General features: G+C 34.2%; 16 protein-coding genes. All 16 read left to right on the top strand.

The window, feature by feature from the left end; all coding sequences use genetic code 11:
* Nucleotides 1-12 precede the first annotated feature (12 nt).
* The 16 genes from ftsL to lspA all read left to right on the top strand — a co-directional run bounded on the left by ftsL (nucleotide 13) and on the right by lspA (nucleotide 18,367).
* A complete protein-coding gene (ftsL, locus tag CD041_RS04000) occupies nucleotides 13-414 on the top strand; it encodes a cell division protein FtsL (RefSeq protein ID WP_002459366.1) in 402 nt (133 codons plus the stop codon).
* The gene (locus tag CD041_RS03995; protein ID WP_037540435.1) at nucleotides 395-2,698 is read left to right on the top strand and encodes a penicillin-binding protein; all 2,304 of its coding nucleotides are present in this window, start codon (nucleotides 395-397) and stop codon (nucleotides 2,696-2,698) included. Before ftsL ends, CD041_RS03995 begins: the two co-directional genes overlap by 20 nt.
* Nucleotides 2,699-3,057: 359 nt before the next feature.
* Nucleotides 3,058-4,023 (top strand): phospho-N-acetylmuramoyl-pentapeptide-transferase, encoded by a 966-nt coding sequence (gene mraY, locus CD041_RS03990; RefSeq protein WP_002493096.1) that lies wholly within the window; start codon nucleotides 3,058-3,060, stop codon nucleotides 4,021-4,023.
* A 1-nt stretch (nucleotide 4,024) separates the two neighbouring features.
* Entirely contained in the window at nucleotides 4,025-5,374 is a 1,350-nt protein-coding gene (murD, locus tag CD041_RS03985) for a UDP-N-acetylmuramoyl-L-alanine--D-glutamate ligase (RefSeq protein ID WP_002478330.1), read from the top strand.
* Between the two features lie 15 nt (nucleotides 5,375-5,389).
* Entirely contained in the window at nucleotides 5,390-6,664 is a 1,275-nt protein-coding gene (locus CD041_RS03980) for a cell division protein FtsQ/DivIB (RefSeq protein WP_080606592.1), read from the top strand.
* A 102-nt stretch (nucleotides 6,665-6,766) separates the two neighbouring features.
* Entirely contained in the window at nucleotides 6,767-8,176 is a 1,410-nt protein-coding gene (ftsA, locus tag CD041_RS03975) for a cell division protein FtsA (RefSeq protein WP_070648665.1), read from the top strand.
* A gap of 29 nt (nucleotides 8,177-8,205) precedes the next feature.
* Nucleotides 8,206-9,387, top strand: coding sequence for a cell division protein FtsZ (gene ftsZ, locus CD041_RS03970; RefSeq protein WP_002459360.1), 1,182 nt, complete (start codon nucleotides 8,206-8,208; stop codon nucleotides 9,385-9,387).
* A gap of 156 nt (nucleotides 9,388-9,543) precedes the next feature.
* Nucleotides 9,544-10,335: a peptidoglycan editing factor PgeF gene (gene pgeF, locus CD041_RS03965; protein ID WP_002459359.1), complete on the top strand. Its 792-nt coding sequence runs from the start codon at nucleotides 9,544-9,546 to the stop codon at nucleotides 10,333-10,335.
* An 18-nt stretch (nucleotides 10,336-10,353) separates the two neighbouring features.
* A complete protein-coding gene (locus CD041_RS03960) occupies nucleotides 10,354-11,022 on the top strand; it encodes a YggS family pyridoxal phosphate-dependent enzyme (RefSeq protein WP_002478328.1) in 669 nt (222 codons plus the stop codon).
* A gap of 13 nt (nucleotides 11,023-11,035) precedes the next feature.
* Nucleotides 11,036-11,614, top strand: a complete 579-nt coding sequence (locus tag CD041_RS03955) for a cell division protein SepF (protein ID WP_002459357.1) — start codon at nucleotides 11,036-11,038, stop codon at nucleotides 11,612-11,614.
* A gap of 11 nt (nucleotides 11,615-11,625) precedes the next feature.
* On the top strand, nucleotides 11,626-11,922 hold the full coding sequence (locus CD041_RS03950; protein ID WP_002459356.1) for a YggT family protein: 297 nt from the start codon (nucleotides 11,626-11,628) through the stop codon (nucleotides 11,920-11,922).
* Nucleotides 11,923-11,984: 62 nt separating this feature from the next.
* Nucleotides 11,985-12,779 carry a YlmH family RNA-binding protein gene (locus CD041_RS03945; RefSeq protein WP_002459355.1) on the top strand — a complete coding sequence of 265 codons (795 nt, stop codon included), beginning with the start codon at nucleotides 11,985-11,987 and terminating at the stop codon, nucleotides 12,777-12,779.
* A 23-nt stretch (nucleotides 12,780-12,802) separates the two neighbouring features.
* Nucleotides 12,803-13,435, top strand: a complete 633-nt coding sequence (locus CD041_RS03940) for a DivIVA domain-containing protein (protein WP_002478327.1) — start codon at nucleotides 12,803-12,805, stop codon at nucleotides 13,433-13,435.
* Nucleotides 13,436-13,663: 228 nt separating this feature from the next.
* The gene (gene ileS, locus CD041_RS03935) at nucleotides 13,664-16,414 is read left to right on the top strand and encodes an isoleucine--tRNA ligase (protein ID WP_080606591.1); all 2,751 of its coding nucleotides are present in this window, start codon (nucleotides 13,664-13,666) and stop codon (nucleotides 16,412-16,414) included.
* A gap of 375 nt (nucleotides 16,415-16,789) precedes the next feature.
* Nucleotides 16,790-17,587, top strand: a complete 798-nt coding sequence (locus CD041_RS03930; protein ID WP_070648662.1) for a VOC family protein — start codon at nucleotides 16,790-16,792, stop codon at nucleotides 17,585-17,587.
* A 306-nt stretch (nucleotides 17,588-17,893) separates the two neighbouring features.
* Nucleotides 17,894-18,367: a signal peptidase II gene (gene lspA / locus CD041_RS03925; RefSeq protein WP_002459350.1), complete on the top strand. Its 474-nt coding sequence runs from the start codon at nucleotides 17,894-17,896 to the stop codon at nucleotides 18,365-18,367.
* Nucleotides 18,368-18,380 lie beyond the last annotated feature (13 nt).

Genomic DNA, 18,380 nt, shown 5'->3' with positions numbered 1-18,380 from the left:
GAGTAATGGACGATGGCTGTAGAAAAAATTTACCAACCATATCAGGATGTTTCTCAAACAAGCATTCCTAAACAACAACCACAAGCAGAACCAAGAAGACAAACTGTAAAAAGAAAAGTAGTTGTACAACTTACTAGATTTGAAAAGGTCTTATACATATCATTGATTACTGTCATTGCCTTGATTAGTATTTATGTGCTATCTTTAAAAATGGATGCGTATGATACGCGAGGAAAGATTGCAGATTTAGATCAAAAGATTGAAAAGCAAACAAGTGAGAACAGCGCACTTAAATCTGAAATTAAAAAGAATTCTTCTTATGAACGCATTTACGATAAGGCAAAAGCACAAGGTATGAGCCTTAAGAATGATAATGTAAAGGTAGTGCGTAATGATGGCGAAGCGAAAAATTAAAATTAAAAAAAATAAATTAGGAGCAGTCCTCCTTGTTAGTTTATTCGGACTGCTCTTTTTTATATTGGTTTTAAGATACTCATATATCATGGTGACCGGACATTCTTCTGGACAAGACTTACTAACACGAGCAAATGAAACGTATCTTGTTAAAAATCAAGAACAACCCGAACGCGGTAAAATTTATGATCGTAACGGGAAAGTGTTAGCTGAAGATGTTGAGCGTTTCAAATTAACTGCAGTGATTGATAAGAAGGCCAGTGAAAATAGTAAAAAGCCTCGACATGTCGTAGATAAAAAGAAAACTGCTAAAAAATTAGCAGAAGTCATCGATATGAAGGCAGATGATATTGAGAAAAAATTAAATCAGAAAAAGGCGTTTCAAGTTGAGTTTGGTCAAAAGGGAACAAATTTAACGTATCAACAAAAAGAAAAAATTGAAAAAATGAACTTACCAGGCATTACACTATATCCAGAAACAGAGCGGTTCTATCCAAATGGAAATTTTGCCTCTCATTTAATTGGACGTGCACAGAAGAATCCAGATACGGGTGAACTGAATGGTGCACTGGGTGTTGAAAAGATATTTAATAGTTATTTAAATGGTAAAAAAGGTGCACTATCATATATACAAGATATATGGGGGTACATTGCACCAAACACGAAACATGAAAGCTCACCTAAACGTGGAGATGATGTACATTTAACGATTGATTCCAATATACAAGTATTTGTGGAAGAAGCTTTGGATGGTATGGTTGAACGCTATCAACCTAAAGATCTGTTTGCCGTTGTAATGGATGCTAAAACAGGTGAGATTTTAGCTTTTAGTCAACGACCTACATTTAATCCTGAAACGGGTAAAGATTTTGGAAAAAAATGGGCAAATGATTTATATCAAAACACTTATGAACCAGGATCTACATTTAAGACTTATGGGTTAGCAGCTGCCATTCAAGAAGGTAAATTTAAACCAAATGAAAAGTATAAATCAGGTCACATGGATATTATGGGATCAAGAATATCTGACTGGAATAGAGTTGGTTGGGGTAGAATACCTATGACACAAGGATTTACTTATTCTTCAAATACACTTATGATGCAATTGCAAGATTTAGTTGGTGCAGATAAGATGAAATCTTGGTATGAACGCTTTGGTTTTGGTAAAACGACTGGCGGCATGTTTGATGGTGAAGCAAGTGGTAATATTGCATGGTCTAATGAATTACAACAAAAAACATCAGCATTTGGACAATCAACGACTGTAACTCCTGTACAAATGATTCAAGCGCAATCAGCCTTTTTTAATAAGGGAAATATGTTGAAACCATGGTTTGTGAATAAAGTAGACAATCCTATTTCTAAAAAAACCTTCTATAAAGGCGAAAAATCTTATGCAGGTAAGCCAATAACTGAAGAGACAGCCAATAAAGTAGAAACTGAACTTGATAAAGTTGTTAACAGTGAAAAAAGTCATGCACAGAATTATCGTGTAGAAGGCTATGATATCGAAGGTAAAACGGGAACGGCGCAAGTAGCGGATGAAAAAAGCGGTGGTTATGTTAAAGGGCCTAACCCATACTTTGTAAGCTTTATTGGAGATGCACCTAAGAAAAATCCACGTATCATTGTTTATGCGGGCATGAAACTTGCACAAAAGAATGACCAAGAAGCATATGAATTAGGTGTTAGTAAAGCTTTTAAACCAATTATGGAAAACACACTTAAATATTTAAATGTCGGCAGCTCAAAAGACAAAACAAACAAAGCAAAATATAGTAAAGTTCCAAATGTTGAGGGTGATGCCACTCAAGATGCGAAATCCAAACTACAAGATAAATCGTTAAATCCAATCGTTATTGGCAGTGGTCAAAAAGTAAAAACGCAATCTGTCAAATCTGGAAGTGAATTATTGCCACATAGTAAAGTACTTCTTCTTACTGATGGAGATGTTACAATGCCAGATATGAAAGGTTGGACGAAAGATGACGTATTGGCATTCCAAAGTTTAACGAATATTAAAGTCATCACAAAAGGAACCGGCTTTGTTACTGATCAATCTATTTCAAATGGCACGAAGCTGAAAAAAAGCGATAAAATTGAGCTTACGCTTTCAGCAAAAGATGCTGATGGCAGTCAATCAGAAGAGCAAGCTACTTCATCGGATAAGAATGATTCAACCGATAACCAAAAGCAAGATAAAAAAGATACATCTAAGTCAAAAGAGTCAAAAGAGGATTCAAAAGATCAACAAGACAATGCAGCTAAAGACAGTGAAGATTAGCTTGCTTCAATTAATGATGTGAGTTAACTAAAAATTTAATTTGTAAATTAAGATATAAACACGTATCACACAGTTTTGCGCTTTATGTTTAACTGCGCAGCTAGATATGGAGGAGCTAGAAGCCCCTATGCCTGTTCTATAAGTAAATTGTAGAACAATTTTCAGAATAACAATGTTTGTCAGCTTCTTCTCCTCGTGATTATCTGGCTAGATCATTGAGTAATGATGAAATATTACTTATCACATGGCAACATAAAATACATCTAAATAATGATGTGAAGTGTTAGTCATATTGTTAAAATAATAAAGTGAAAATGATGTGTATAAAATTTTGTATCTTAGTTAAAAAGGAGAAAATTATGCTTTTTTTATTTGCGATTATTGCGCTACTTATCACATTCGTATTAGTACCTGTACTTATTCCAACTTTAAAGAGAATGAAATTTGGACAAAGTATACGAGAAGAGGGTCCAGAGAGTCATATGAAAAAGACAGGAACGCCAACAATGGGTGGATTGACATTTTTAATTAGCATTATAATAACTTCGCTCATTGCTGTATTCTTCGTCGACAAATCCAATCCAATCATTTTGTTATTATTTGTAACAATTGGTTTCGGTTTGATTGGTTTTATTGATGATTACATCATTGTGGTAAAGAAAAACAATCAAGGTTTAACAAGCAAACAGAAATTTTTGGCTCAAATAGGTATTGCAGTTATATTTTTTGTATTAAGTTATGTATTCCATTTAATTCATTTTTCAACTGCGATTCACATACCTTTTACAGAAGTGGACATTCCTTTATCCATTTTCTACGTGATTTTCATTGTCTTCTGGCAAGTTGGTTTTTCCAATGCAGTTAACTTAACAGATGGCTTAGATGGTTTAGCAACTGGATTGTCTATTATTGGATTCACAATGTACGCGATTATGAGCTTTATCTTAGATTCCCCAGCCATAGGGACATTTTGTGTTATCATGATTTTTGCATTACTAGGTTTCTTACCATTTAATCTTAATCCCGCAAAAGTTTTCATGGGGGATACGGGTAGCTTAGCGCTTGGTGGTATATTTGCTACCTTGTCGATTATGTTAAATGCAGAATTATCATTACTGTTTGTTGGATTTGTATTTGTGGCTGAAACATTATCAGTTATTTTACAAGTAGCTTCTTATAAATTAACTAGAAAGCGTATTTTCAAGATGAGTCCGATTCATCATCATTTTGAATTGTGTGGTTGGAACGAATGGAAAGTCGTTACTGTTTTTTGGACTGTTGGCTTGGTTACAGGACTTATAGGCTTATGGATTGGAGTGCATTAACATGCAGAATTATACAGGTTTAGAAGATAAAGATGTTCTTGTTCTTGGTTTAGCTAAAAGTGGATATGAGGCAGCAAAATTGTTGACTAAACTTGGAGCTATTGTCACTGTTAATGATGGCAAAGATTTATCTCAAGATCCACATGCAAAAGACTTGGAAACAATGGGTGTTACAGTCGTTGGCGGTGGACATCCACTGTCATTATTAGATAAAAGCCCGATGATAGTTAAAAATCCAGGAATTCCATATCATTTACCTATTTTAATCGAAGCGCAAAAACGTGGTTTGAAAATCGTAACTGAAGTTGAATTAAGCTATCTAGTTTCTGAAGCGCCCATTATCGCGGTGACTGGTACAAATGGTAAAACAACGACAACTTCACTTATAGGTGATATGTTTAGTAAGAGCAGGTTGACTGGACGCTTATCTGGTAACATTGGTTATGTTGCATCAAAAGTCGCTCAAGATACGCACCCAGATGAATATTTAATTACAGAATTGTCTTCATTCCAATTACTAGGCATAGATAAGTATCGTCCACACATCGCTATTATTACAAATATTTATTCGGCGCATTTAGACTATCACGGTACACTTGAAAATTATCAAAATGCTAAAAAGCAAATATATAAAAATCAAACAGCAGATGATTATCTTATTTGTAATTATCACCAACGCCATTTGATTGAATCAGAACAATTAAAAGCTAAGACACTTTATTTTTCTACACAACAAGAAGTAGATGGCATTTATATTAAAGATAACTTTATTATTTATAAAGGCGTGCGAATTATAAATATTGATGATTTAGTGTTACCTGGTGAACATAATTTGGAAAATATTTTGGCGGCAGTCTTAGCATCATTATTGGCAGGTGTTCCTGTTAAAGCTATCATTGATAGTTTGACTACATTCTCAGGCATTGAACATAGACTGCAGTATATTGGTACAAATCGAACTAATAAATATTACAATGACTCAAAGGCTACTAATACATTAGCAACACAATTCGCGCTTAATTCATTTAATCAACCTATCATTTGGTTATGTGGTGGGTTAGATAGAGGTAACGATTTTGATGAACTAATTCCTTATATGAAACATGTCAGAGTAATGGTTGTGTTTGGCGAAACACAAGAGAAATTTGTTAAATTAGGAACGAGTCAAGGTAAATATGTAATTAAAGCCACAGATGTTACAGATGCAGTCGATAAAGTACAAGATGTGATAGAACCAAATGATGTCGTATTACTCTCTCCGGCTTGTGCAAGTTGGGATCAATATCAAACCTTTGAAGAACGAGGGGATAAATTTATTGAAAGTTTTAAAGCACACTTACCATCATATTAAAGGGTGTGAATAAACATGGATGAACAAAAATCAGATAGTAAAATAAGACATATCAATGCCAACGATTTTGAACGACAGCGCCGTAAATCTAGTACAAAGCGCAGACGAAACCGCTTATTTAGCGATAAAGACAACTTCGATACTTCAACGGAGCAAGAAGATAACACACAATCAAACATAGACAATCATGATTCTTCAAATCACATCAACACGGCTACACAACATGAAAATAATGAGGAAATCCAAAACACAGAAGATGAAATAAACAACAGTGCTTTAGAAAACAATCTGCATGAGCAACAAAATGAACCATCTGAAGAAGACTTATCCAGTACAGCACAAGATGATACAGCAATCCAACATAATACTGATGACGGCGATGTGACAGAAGATAATGAAGATATTGAGAAACCGCCGCCACTTACACCTGAAGAACTAAGAGAACAAAAAAGACGACAGCGTAGAAAACGTCAAAAGACAATCCAATACATTGTTATAACAGCGCTGATCCTTATCATCATACTTTTTCTGTTGTATATGTTTACGCCAATTAGTCGCATAGCAAATGTAACAATTAAAGGTAATCATAATGTATCAACATCAGAAATAAATAAGCAATTAAATGCGAATAGTGGCGAAAGAATGTATACATTTAGTAATAGTAAGGCTAAGGCCAAATTAAAAGACAATCCTTTGATAAAAAATGTTGATATACAGAAACATTTGCCGAATACATTATCTATTACAATAGAAGAAAATCAAGTTGTAGGTATGATTAAAGATAAGGATGATTATATTCCAATATTAGAAGGGAATACGGAATTAAAAAACTATAAAGGGCAATTAACAGACCGAGGACCTATCATTGAAGGTTTTAAAGGTGATAAAAAACAAGAAATTGTTCACGCCTTAGCGGAAATGTCTCCTAAAATTAGAAGTATGATTGCTGAAGTAACATACGAACCACAAAAGAATAAGCAAAATCGAATTAAATTGTATACGAAAGATGATATGCAAGTGATCGGCAATATTAAAACGATAGCAGATAAAATGAAGTACTACCCACAAATGTCTCAATCGTTGTCACGTAATCAATCAGGTAACTTAACAACAGATGGATACATTGATTTATCAGTAGGAGCATCGTTCATACCTTACAAAAATCAAGAAGCACAACAATCACAAACTGAACAAGATGTGACAAAAAACTCTCAGCAAGAAAATGAGGCAAAAAGTGAATTACAAAGTGTACTTAACAAAATAAACGAACAATCTAAAAAAAATAATTAAAAAATTCCGATATATTATGTCTTTATAGTTCACAAGTGTAACGACGTATTGTAAACTAAACATAGTGCATTTTAATAGTAATTTGTCAGGAGGTGCCTATCTATGGAGGAACATTACTACGTTAGTGTAGATATTGGTTCATCAAGCGTAAAAATAATAGTAGGCGAAAAATTTCACAATGGTATAAATGTGATAGGTACAGGACAAACCTACACAAATGGTATTAAAAACGGTCTGATTGACGATTTTGACATTGCGAAACAAGCGATTAAAGATACGCTCAAAAAGGCTTCTATTGCTTCTGGTGTAGATATTAAAGAAGTGTTTTTAAAATTGCCAATCGTTTCAACAGAAGTGTTCGATGAAACTAATGAAATTGAATTTTATGAAGATACTGAGATTAATGGCACACACATTGAAAGTGTTTTAGATGGTATTCGGGATAAAAATGATGTCCCTGGTACGGAAATTATTAACGTATTTCCTAGTAAATTTATCTTAGACGGGAATAACGAAGTTTCAGATCCTAAAGAAATTATTGCAAGACATTCTCTTAAAGTTGAAGCAGGCGTGATTGCAATTGAAAAATCAATTTTAATCAATATGATCAAATGTGTTGAAGCATGTGGCGTAGATGTATTAGATGTTTATTCTGATGCTTATAATTACGGCTTCATTTTATCCGCAATGGAAAAGGAACTAGGCACATGTGTTATTGATATTGGTGAAGATTTAACACAGGTAGCTTTCTATGAACGTGGTGAATTACTTGATGCTGCTTCAATTAAACTTGCTGGTAGAGATATAACCAGTGATATTGCAGAAGCATTCAATACTTCATATGAAACGGCTGAAAAGATTAAGCAACAATATGGACATGCTTATGCAGAAAGCGCTTCAGATCAAGATGTATTTACTGTAGATCAAGTTGATAGTGAAGAAACGGTAGAATATTCTCAAAAAGATTTAAGTCACATTATTCAAGCAACAATGGAAGACATTTTCAATTGCGTATTTGATATTCTAATTAATTTAGAATTGACACGAGTGAATGGCGGATTTGTTGTTACAGGTGGATCATCTAATTTATTAGGTGTGAAAGATTTACTAACTATATTAGTAACTGAAAAAATCAGAATACATACACCATCACAAATGGGTATAAGAAAACCTGAATTTACATCTGCAATTTCTACAATTTCTAGCAGTATCGCTTTTGATGAATTATTAGATTATGTTACAATAAATTATCAAGATAATGAGGAATTTGAAGAAGAAGTCATCGCTTCTGAAGAAAAAGAAAATACTTCTAGATCAATTGGTTTTAACTGGTTCAAAGGTAAATCAAATAAAAATGATTCTACACAAAATAAAGATGAGCCAGAATACCATGAAAATTACGATGACCATACAACAGATCAAAATTCTGAAGAAGAACATCATGATGGGCACGATAAATCTGATAAAGAAGAAAGTAAATTTAAAAAACTTATGAAATCTCTATTTGAATGATTGGCCATAAAAACTAGGAGGAAAATTAAATGTTAGAATTTGAACAAGGATTTAATCATTTAGCGACACTAAAAGTCATCGGTGTAGGTGGCGGCGGAAATAACGCGGTAAATCGTATGATTGACCATGGTATGAACAATGTGGAATTCATTGCTATTAATACAGATGGACAAGCTTTAAACTTATCAAAAGCTGAAGCTAAAATTCAAATTGGTGAAAAATTAACACGTGGTTTAGGTGCTGGCGCAAACCCTGAAATTGGGAAAAAAGCTGCTGAAGAATCTCGTGAACAAATTGAAGATGCCATTCAAGGTGCAGACATGGTATTTGTTACTGCTGGTATGGGTGGCGGAACTGGTACAGGTGCTGCGCCAGTTGTAGCGAAAATAGCTAAAGAAATGGGTGCATTAACAGTTGGTGTTGTTACTCGTCCATTCGGCTTTGAAGGACGTAAGCGTTCAACTCAAGCAGCAGCTGGTGTTGAAGCAATGAAAGCAGCTGTTGATACATTAATCGTTATTCCAAACGATCGCTTATTAGATATCGTAGATAAATCTACACCTATGATGGAAGCATTTAAAGAAGCAGACAATGTATTACGTCAAGGTGTACAAGGTATTTCTGACTTAATCGCTGTATCTGGTGAAGTTAACTTAGACTTTGCTGATGTTAAAACAATCATGTCTAACCAAGGCTCTGCATTAATGGGAATTGGTGTGTCATCAGGTGAAAATAGAGCTGTTGAAGCTGCTAAAAAAGCAATTTCATCACCATTACTTGAAACATCTATTGTTGGTGCTCAAGGTGTGTTAATGAATATTACTGGTGGCGAATCATTATCATTATTCGAAGCACAAGAAGCTGCAGATATTGTTCAAGATGCTGCTGACGAAGATGTTAATATGATTTTCGGTACAGTTATTAATCCAGAATTACAAGATGAAATTGTTGTCACAGTTATTGCAACAGGTTTCGAAGATAAACCGTCAACACAAGGACGTAAAGCAAACACTGGCTTTGGTTCAAGCGCGCCATCTTCAAGTGCACCTGGAACAGCAAATACAACTAAAGAAGAGCCTTCTTTCAAGGCGAATCATTCTTCACGTAACACTGAAGCTTCAGCAGAGCGTACGCAAACGACTAAGGATGATGACATTCCTAGCTTTATTAGAAATAGAGAAGAAAGACGTTCTAGAAGAACAAGACGTTAATCTAAAGTAAAATACAAAATTCATAAAAAGTCATCGGGTCATAGCGGTCTGATGACTTTTTATTTTAATCTTAAAATCACTGTAATTTTAGTATATAATTGTAATGTATACGTTGCTTATAACTGCGAAGAAGACGGTTAAATTGAGGTGCTTGATATGAAAGATAGATTTAAAAAAGAACCACATCTATTGCGATATGAAGATGACAAACTTGAACATGTAACGTTAGGTTTTACTACAAGAGAAGGCGGTAGCAGCCCTTATCCAGAACGAGCATTTAATATGGCTCGTTATATTGATGATGCGCCAGAACATGTGACTAAGCACCAGCAGCTATTAGCAGCAGCTATTGATTTCCCTAGAGCGCATTGGGTATTTCCAATACAAACACACGAGAACAAAGTGGCTGAGGTTACCGTACGAGACCAAGGTACAAATATCGATGCGCTTAGTCACAAGCTATATGGTATTGATGGCCTATATACTTATGACTCAAATGTACTGCTGACGATGTGTTATGCGGATTGTGTACCGATATACTTTTATAGTGAATCTCATGACTTTGTAGGTTTAGCGCATGCTGGTTGGAGAGGAACATATGGTCAAATCGTTATTGAAATGATAAATCAAATTAAATTTCCGTTATCTGACTTGCAAGTTGTTATAGGACCTGCAACGTCTAATTCTTATGAAATCAATGATGAAATTAAAGAAAAGTTTGAAACGCTGCCGATTGATAGTCAATGTTATATTGAGACACGAGGAACGAATCGTCATGGCATTGACTTGAAAAAAGCCAATGCATTACTATTACAATCTATGGGAGTACCTCAAAATAATATTTATATTACACAATATGCAACGTCTGAAGATTTAAATCTCTTTTTCTCATATCGACTTGAAGAAGGGCATACAGGTAGAATGTTAGCTTTTATCGGACGCAAGTAAGGAAGGCGATGAATAGATATGGATGTGAAATCCAATTTAGCACATATTCAACAAGAAATTGAAAGTCATAAGAAAAAAAGCACAATAGATAGCCATATCAATGTGATAGCAGTTACAAAATATGTTACAATAGAGCGAGCTAAAGAAGCATACGATGCAGGTTTGAGACATTTTGGTGAAAATCGCTTAGAAGGATTTTTAGAAAAGAAAGCTGCATTACCAGAAGATGCTGTTATGCATTTTATTGGTTCATTGCAATCTAGGAAAGTTAAAGATGTCATCAATGAAGTTGATTATTTCCATGCGCTAGATCGAATGAGTTTGGCTAAAGAAATCAACAAACGTGCGAACCATACTATTTCTTGTTTTTTACAAGTTAATGTTTCAGGTGAAGCGTCTAAACATGGAATCCATTTAAATGAAGTGGACAAGTTTATAGATGATATTAAAGCTTATGAGAATATTAAAATTGTAGGCTTGATGACAATGGCACCATTTACAGATGATACACAATATATTCAAGAATTATTTAAGAAATTAAGATTAAAACGGGATGACATACAACAACGACAATTAACTTATGCACCGTGTACGGAATTATCTATGGGAATGAGTAATGATTACCCTGTAGCAGTTGAAGAAGGCGCAACATATATAAGAATTGGAACTAAATTGGTAGGAGAATAGGAGTGAGCCATCAGTGGCAATTAAAGATTTATTTAATAATTTCTTCGAGTTTACTGACGAAGAAGAAGTTGTCGAAGAACCAGAACAATATCGTGAAAAAGAATCACAAAAACCATCACAATCACGTACACCACAAGCAACACAGTCAAATTCGAATTTCTCAGCTAATCAAAGCGAACTAAGATCAGTACCTAATAGAAGATCTTCAAGAAATCAAAATAATGAAGAAAGGAATTATCGAATGAACACACTATCAAAATCAGGCTCTAAAAACGTCGTTACTATGGATCAATCATCAGACTATTCGTCACAAGAAAGTTCTAAAATGTGTTTATTTGAACCACGTGTCTTTTCTGATACACAAGATATTGCAGACGAATTAAAAAATCGACGCGCAACATTAGTTAATTTACAAAGAATCGATAAAGTATCAGCTAAACGTATTATAGACTTTTTAAGTGGAACAGTTTATGCTATTGGCGGCGATATCCAACGCGTGGGCACAGATATCTTCTTATGCACACCGGACAATGTTGAAGTGGCTGGTAGTATTACAGACCATATTGAAAATATGGAACAACCGTACGAATAAGGAGATTAAATATGAGCATTAGCTTGTTAGCAACGATATTTAACTTCATATCATTTTTAGTTACTGTTTATTATTTTGGTATGATTATTTATTTCTTTACTTCATGGGTTCCTAATATACGTGAGTCGGTCGTAGGCCGCTTTTTGAGTAGTATTTATGAACCGTATTTAGAACCTTTCAGAAAAATCATTCCACCTCTTGGTATGATAGATATTTCATCTTTAGTAGCACTCTTTGTACTTATTTTATTCCAATGGGGACTAGATAGTATATTTAGAGCAATTCTTATTTATGTAGCTACGCATTAGTTGCGGTTAAACGAGGGAAGTACAATCTACTTAACCTCGTTTTATTACGTTATCGAACTTTATTGGTACGTTTAGGAGGACTTATCATCGATATTTATCAGCATTTTCGCCCTGAAGAACATGAGCTTATAGATCGATTAATTGACAAATGCGATCAGGCAGCACAACAATATGCCCCGGTATTAACAAATTTTCTAGATCCAAGAGGACAATATATACTATCAGTGATAGTGGGAAGTTATGAAGATATACAAGTCGCATTTAATGGTGGGCTTTATGCAGAAAGACAGCGAGCTATCATTGCCCCGTCATATTATGAACCGCGGGTTGAAGACTTTGAGTTATGTTGTTTAGAGATTGACTATCCGGAAAAATTTGTTACGTTGCAACATCAACATGTGCTGGGAACATTAATGTCTTTAGGTATTGAACGAGAGCAAGTAGGAGATATACATGTTGCGCAACGTATTCAATTTGTTTTGACAAGACAGTTAGAATCGTATATCATGATGGAATTAACTCGAATTAAAGGCGCAACAGTAAAACTTAATTCTATTCCATTACAAGATATGATACAATCAGAAGAGAATTGGAAAATTCAACATACTACAGTCAGCGCAATGCGCTTAGACGTTGTATTAAAAGATATGATTCATAAATCAAGGTCAATTGCGAAACAATTGATTGAGAAAAAACGCGTCAAGGTGAATCATACAATTGTTGAAGCATCGGATTTTCAGCTGGAGCCTAATGACTTATTATCTATTCAAGGCTATGGGCGTGCACAATTGTTGGAAATCGGTGGTAGAACTAAAAAGGATAAATACTACATTACGTATCAAACATTATTTAAATAGTGTAAATCGAAGGAGGATATAGCATGCCTTTTACACCTAATGAAATTATAAATAAAGAATTCACTCGTGTAAAAAATGGTCTTGAACCTGAAGAAGTGAGTGATTATTTAAAACAATTAAGCAATGAAATTGAAAGACTTAAAGAAGATAAAAAACAACTTGAAAAAGTGATAGAAGAGCGCGATACTAATATTAAGTCTTATCAAAGTGTTCATCAATCTGTAAGTGATGCACTTGTTCAAGCGCAACAAGCAGGTGAACAAACGAAAGCAGCAGCTGAAAAGCAAGCTGAAGCAACGTTGGCACAAGCACAAGCGAAAGCAGATCAAATTGTTAACGATGCTATCGAAAAGGCACGTCGCTTATCATTCCAAACTGAAGATATGAAACGTCAATCTAAAGTGTTTAGATCACGCTTCCGCATGTTAGTTGAGGCGCAGCTTGATTTATTAAAAAATGATGATTGGGACTACTTATTAAACTATGATTTAGATGCTGAACAAATTACACGAGAGAACGTGCAACATTTAAATGATCAAGATTTAACAGCAGAAGAACGACAACTTAAAGCTGAACAGCAGCAACCAGATCATACATCTCAATCAGCAGAAGATGAAACAACGCAAGATAACACTGATCAGTCATCACCTAAATAATGAATAATATTTAAGTCAGACACGTAAGAAGGATATCACGTTTTAAAGCGAGTCAGGAGTTGGTGGAAGCCTGACAAACGATGACTTCTTATATCACTGATTTAATAAAAAAAGAATTATGACAAGAGAGAGCTCTAAGTTGAGTTAAGCAGGGTGGTACCGCGGCATTTTCCGTCCCTATTAATTGAACTTAGAGTTCTTTTTTAATTATAAGGAGTGAGTAATAGTATGAATTATAAAGAAACATTATTAATGCCTAAAACAGATTTTCCAATGCGAGGAGGTTTACCGAAAAAAGAGCCTCAAATACAAGAAAAATGGGACACTGACAATCAATATCAAAAAGCTTTAGCTAAAAATAAAGGTAATCAAACATATATACTTCATGATGGTCCGCCATATGCAAATGGTAATCTTCATATGGGACATGCTTTAAATAAAATTATTAAAGATTTTATTGTCCGATATAAAACAATGCAAGGGTATTATGCACCTTTCGTGCCAGGATGGGACACGCATGGCTTACCTATAGAACAAGCATTGACTAAAAAAGGTGTAGACCGCAAAAAAATGTCAATTGCCGAATTCAGAGAAAAATGTAAAGAATTTGCGCTTGAGCAAGTAGAATTACAAAAGAAAGATTTTAAAAGTTTAGGGGTTCGTGGGGATTTCAATAATCCTTATATCACTTTAAAACCAGAATACGAAGCAGCTCAAATTCGCCTATTCGGTGAAATGGCTGACAAAGGCCTAATCTATAAAGGTAAAAAGCCAGTCTACTGGTCACCATCAAGTGAATCATCACTTGCTGAAGCAGAAATTGAATATCATGATAAACGCTCAGCATCTATTTATGTTGCATTTGATGTCAAAGATTCAAAAGGCGTTGTTGATGAAGATGCACAATTCATTATTTGGACAACTACACCTTGGACAATTCCATCAAACGTTGCTATTACAGTTCATCCAGAACTTAAATATGGTCAGTATAATGTGAATGGCAAAAAATATATTATTGCCGAAGCATTAGCTGACGAAGTTGCTGAAGCATTAGACTGGGATAAAAATCACATCAAATTAGAGAAAGAGTTTATGGGTAAAGAACTAGAATATGTCGAAGCACAACATCCGTTCTTAGACCGTGTCTCATTAGTTATCAATGGTAACCATGTTACAACAGATGCAGGTACAGGTTGTGTTCATACCGCTCCTGGACACGGTGAAGATGACTATATCGTAGGACAAAAATACGGCTTGCCAGTTATTAGTCCGCTAAACGATAAAGGTGTCTTCACAGAAGAAGGCGGTCAATTTGAAGGTATGTTTTATGACAAAGCTAATAAAGCAGTTACTGATTTATTAACTGAAAAAGATGCATTATTAAAATTAAGCTTTATTACACATAGTTATCCACATGACTGGCGTACAAAAAAACCAGTTATTTTCCGAGCAACACCTCAGTGGTTCGCATCAATCAATAAAGTAAGACAAGATATTTTAGATGCTATAGAAGAAACTGAATTTAAAGTTAACTGGGGTAAAACGCGTATTTATAATATGATTCGTGACCGTGGTGAATGGGTCATCTCACGTCAACGTGTTTGGGGTGTACCTTTACCAGTATTTTATGCGGAAAATGGCGATATTATTATGACTAAAGAAACAGTTAATCATGTTGCTGATTTATTTGAACAATATGGCTCAAATGTTTGGTTTGAACGTGAAGCTAAGGAACTCTTACCTGAAGGATTTACGTATCCTGGTAGTCCTAACGGTGAATTCACGAAAGAAACGGATATCATGGATGTCTGGTTTGATTCAGGTTCATCTCATAGAGGTGTATTAGAAAACCGTCCAGAACTCAGTTTCCCTGCGGACTTATACTTTGAAGGTAGTGACCAATATCGTGGTTGGTTTAACTCTTCAATCACTACAGCAGTAGCTACGAGAGGTCAAGCGCCATATAAATTCTTATTATCTCATGGTTTCGTTATGGACGGAGAAGGTAAGAAAATGAGTAAATCACTTGGTAACGTTATTGTTCCAGACCAAGTTGTAAAACAAAAAGGTGCTGACATTGCACGTTTATGGGTGAGTAGTACGGACTATTTAGCTGATGTACGTATCTCCGATGAAATCTTGAAACAAACATCTGATGTTTATCGTAAAATTAGAAATACATTAAGATTTATGTTAGGTAACGTGAATGATTTTAATCCAGATACAGATGCAGTATTAGAATCAGATTTACTTGAAGTTGATCGCTACCTCTTAAATCGTTTAAGAGAATTTACAGCAAGTACTATCCATCACTATGATAACTTCGATTATTTAAATATTTATCAAGAAGTTCAAAACTTCATCAATGTTGAACTAAGTAACTTTTACTTAGATTATGGTAAAGATATTCTTTATATCGAAGAGAAAAATTCACATAAACGTCGTAGTATGCAAACGGTGTTATATCAAATTTTAGTGGATATGACTAAATTATTAGCACCAATCTTAGTGCATACTGCTGAAGAAGTTTGGTCACATACGCCACATGTTAAAGAAGAAAGTGTACATTTAGCTGATATGCCTGAAGTCGTTGATGTCGATCGTGCGCTTCTTGATAAATGGAATCAATTTATGTATTTACGTGATGACGTTAATCGTGCATTAGAAGCGGCACGTAATGATAAAGTCATTGGAAAATCATTAGAAGCGAAAGTCATTATTGGAAACAATGATAACTACAATGCTACTGACTTCTTAGCACAATTTGCTGATTTGCATCAATTGTTTATTGTGTCTCAAGTTGAAGTTGTTGATTCAGTTGATAATGGTATAACATATCAGCATGGAGATATTCGTATTGAACATGCACAAGGCGATAAATGTGAAAGATGTTGGAATTATAGTGAACATTTAGGTTCTGTAGGTGAATTAGATTATCTTTGTCCACGTTGTCAAGAAGTTGTAAAAACGTTAGTTTAAAGATGATAGAAGTATAACGCTGTGATAATTGAAAATATTTAGATTTAAAAGTAAAAACTTTGGCATAGACGGATTGTTTTTACAATAACTAAATAGTAATAAATTATAAAATAACGCTGATATAACAGTAAATAACTTATATAAAAAGCAGTAGTGATTAATTAAGTCTACACAGATTTTAATTTTCACTGCTGCTTTTTTTCTTTCAATGTCATCGTGTTAAATTTGAAATTTAAGTTTATGCTTGATATCCCATTGTAGGTTTCATAATATAATGTAGGAAACAGCCAAAATAATTTTAAATATGTACACTTAAACTGTAAAGGTAAAATATACCGTATATATTTTAGATTCAATAAAAATGGAGCGTGACCTATGTTTCACTCAGCAGAAGCTCGTTTTGTTAATGGTATAACAATAAATGTAAAAAATTTAGCAGCTTTACGGCCTTTTTATGAGGATGTTATTGGATTTCAAGTAGTAACTGCTTCTATTAATTGTGTGCAGTATGATGTAGGCTTATCTCATCATATCCTTACCTTACAAGAGATATCATCTGGACGTGAACCTCAACTAACTGAGGCAGGGTTATTTTACATAGGGATATTATTGCCGCATAATAGCGATTTAGCAAATCTTATGGTTCAATTTAGTGATTTTGATATTCCGATGAATGGCGGGGAGCAAAGTACATCAACATCACTCTTTGTCGAAGATCCAGAAGGCAACATGTTAAAATTTTATGTTGATTATCCTCTTGAAGATTGGCTATATCGCACGCATCTGCATTCAATGCATATTAAAGCTATGAATATTCCTAAATTACTGAGTTACACGACAGAAGTTGGCTGGCAGGGTATACCTAAAGATACAAAAATCGGCAATATCCATCTAAAAACAACGCGATTATCTGAAGTTGAACAATATTATAAAGCCTACTTTGGTTTAAAGAAAAGCGCCCAATTGGATAAGATGTCTCTTTTTTTAGCTTCACAGTATTATCACCATCACATCGCACTCAATCATTGGATATCTAGAGTTAAGCGCGTTGATAATGAACACACTTATGGTTTAGCATTGATTGATTTTTATTATCCAGAAACAACACATCTTTGGTTAAAAGGACCAGATGGTTTACAATTTCGCTTTAATTTTATAAAAGTAGAATCATGATACGAACAAAGAAATCATCCTAATCGTCGCCAGCATTTTAATGATATTACTAGCAATAGTTGTCGTCATAGAAAATAAAGATATGATGAAAGGTTTCGCTAATGAAAGTAAATGTTTGGTTTTGTTTGCATTAAAGGCTAAATCATTTAGAAGAATATACAACATGAATTCATTGCACTTTATTTTATAAAGTATGATGAGCGTGGCAGGTCTCTGACTGAATGTCACTCTCTCTTTTTTTATATGGTTGAGTAAGCTATAATGAAGTGTGTTGTAAAGAAACAAGTATCGAATGGAGGAACATAGATGCAAAAGAAATTCTATGTTGGCATTTCAACATTGGTTGTATTAGCGTTAGTTATATTTGATCAATTAACGAAATGGCTTATTGTAAAATCAATGTCTATTGGAGATTCATATGAGGTAATTCCTGGATTTTTAAATATTACATCACACCGCAATAATGGTGCAGCTTGGGGTATATTGAGTGGGAAGATGGTATTTTTCTATATTATAACAATTATCATTTTAGCCATCCTTGTCCTCTTTTTTATTAAAGAAGCACAATATCATTTATTTATGCAAATAGCAATTAGTCTACTCTTTGCGGGTGCATTAGGGAATTTTATAGATCGTATCGTTAATGGAGAAGTTGTAGATTTTATTGACACCAATATTTTTGGATATGACTTTCCAATATTTAATGTTGCGGATTCTAGCTTAACTATAGGTGTGTTACTCATCATAATCGCTTTACTTAAAGACACTAAAAAAGAATAGGGAGGTTAATTTA

This window comes from Staphylococcus lugdunensis (assembly GCF_002901705.1).
Lineage (GTDB): Bacteria > Bacillota > Bacilli > Staphylococcales > Staphylococcaceae > Staphylococcus > Staphylococcus lugdunensis.
Note: the sequence above shows the minus strand (reverse complement) of the source record. Positions and strands in the feature narration are given on the sequence as shown.

Coding starts and splice junctions, on each gene's coding strand:
- ftsL (WP_002459366.1), top strand. CDS start 13: ATGGCTGTAGAAAAAATTTACCAACCATATCAGGATGTTTCTCAAACA.
- CD041_RS03930 (WP_070648662.1), top strand. CDS start 16,790: ATGTTTCACTCAGCAGAAGCTCGTTTTGTTAATGGTATAACAATAAAT.
- ftsZ (WP_002459360.1), top strand. CDS start 8,206: ATGTTAGAATTTGAACAAGGATTTAATCATTTAGCGACACTAAAAGTC.
- ftsA (WP_070648665.1), top strand. CDS start 6,767: ATGGAGGAACATTACTACGTTAGTGTAGATATTGGTTCATCAAGCGTA.
- CD041_RS03960 (WP_002478328.1), top strand. CDS start 10,354: ATGGATGTGAAATCCAATTTAGCACATATTCAACAAGAAATTGAAAGT.
- pgeF (WP_002459359.1), top strand. CDS start 9,544: ATGAAAGATAGATTTAAAAAAGAACCACATCTATTGCGATATGAAGAT.
- mraY (WP_002493096.1), top strand. CDS start 3,058: ATGCTTTTTTTATTTGCGATTATTGCGCTACTTATCACATTCGTATTA.
- ileS (WP_080606591.1), top strand. CDS start 13,664: ATGAATTATAAAGAAACATTATTAATGCCTAAAACAGATTTTCCAATG.
- CD041_RS03995 (WP_037540435.1), top strand. CDS start 395: ATGGCGAAGCGAAAAATTAAAATTAAAAAAAATAAATTAGGAGCAGTC.
- murD (WP_002478330.1), top strand. CDS start 4,025: ATGCAGAATTATACAGGTTTAGAAGATAAAGATGTTCTTGTTCTTGGT.
- CD041_RS03940 (WP_002478327.1), top strand. CDS start 12,803: ATGCCTTTTACACCTAATGAAATTATAAATAAAGAATTCACTCGTGTA.
- lspA (WP_002459350.1), top strand. CDS start 17,894: ATGCAAAAGAAATTCTATGTTGGCATTTCAACATTGGTTGTATTAGCG.
- CD041_RS03980 (WP_080606592.1), top strand. CDS start 5,390: ATGGATGAACAAAAATCAGATAGTAAAATAAGACATATCAATGCCAAC.
- CD041_RS03950 (WP_002459356.1), top strand. CDS start 11,626: ATGAGCATTAGCTTGTTAGCAACGATATTTAACTTCATATCATTTTTA.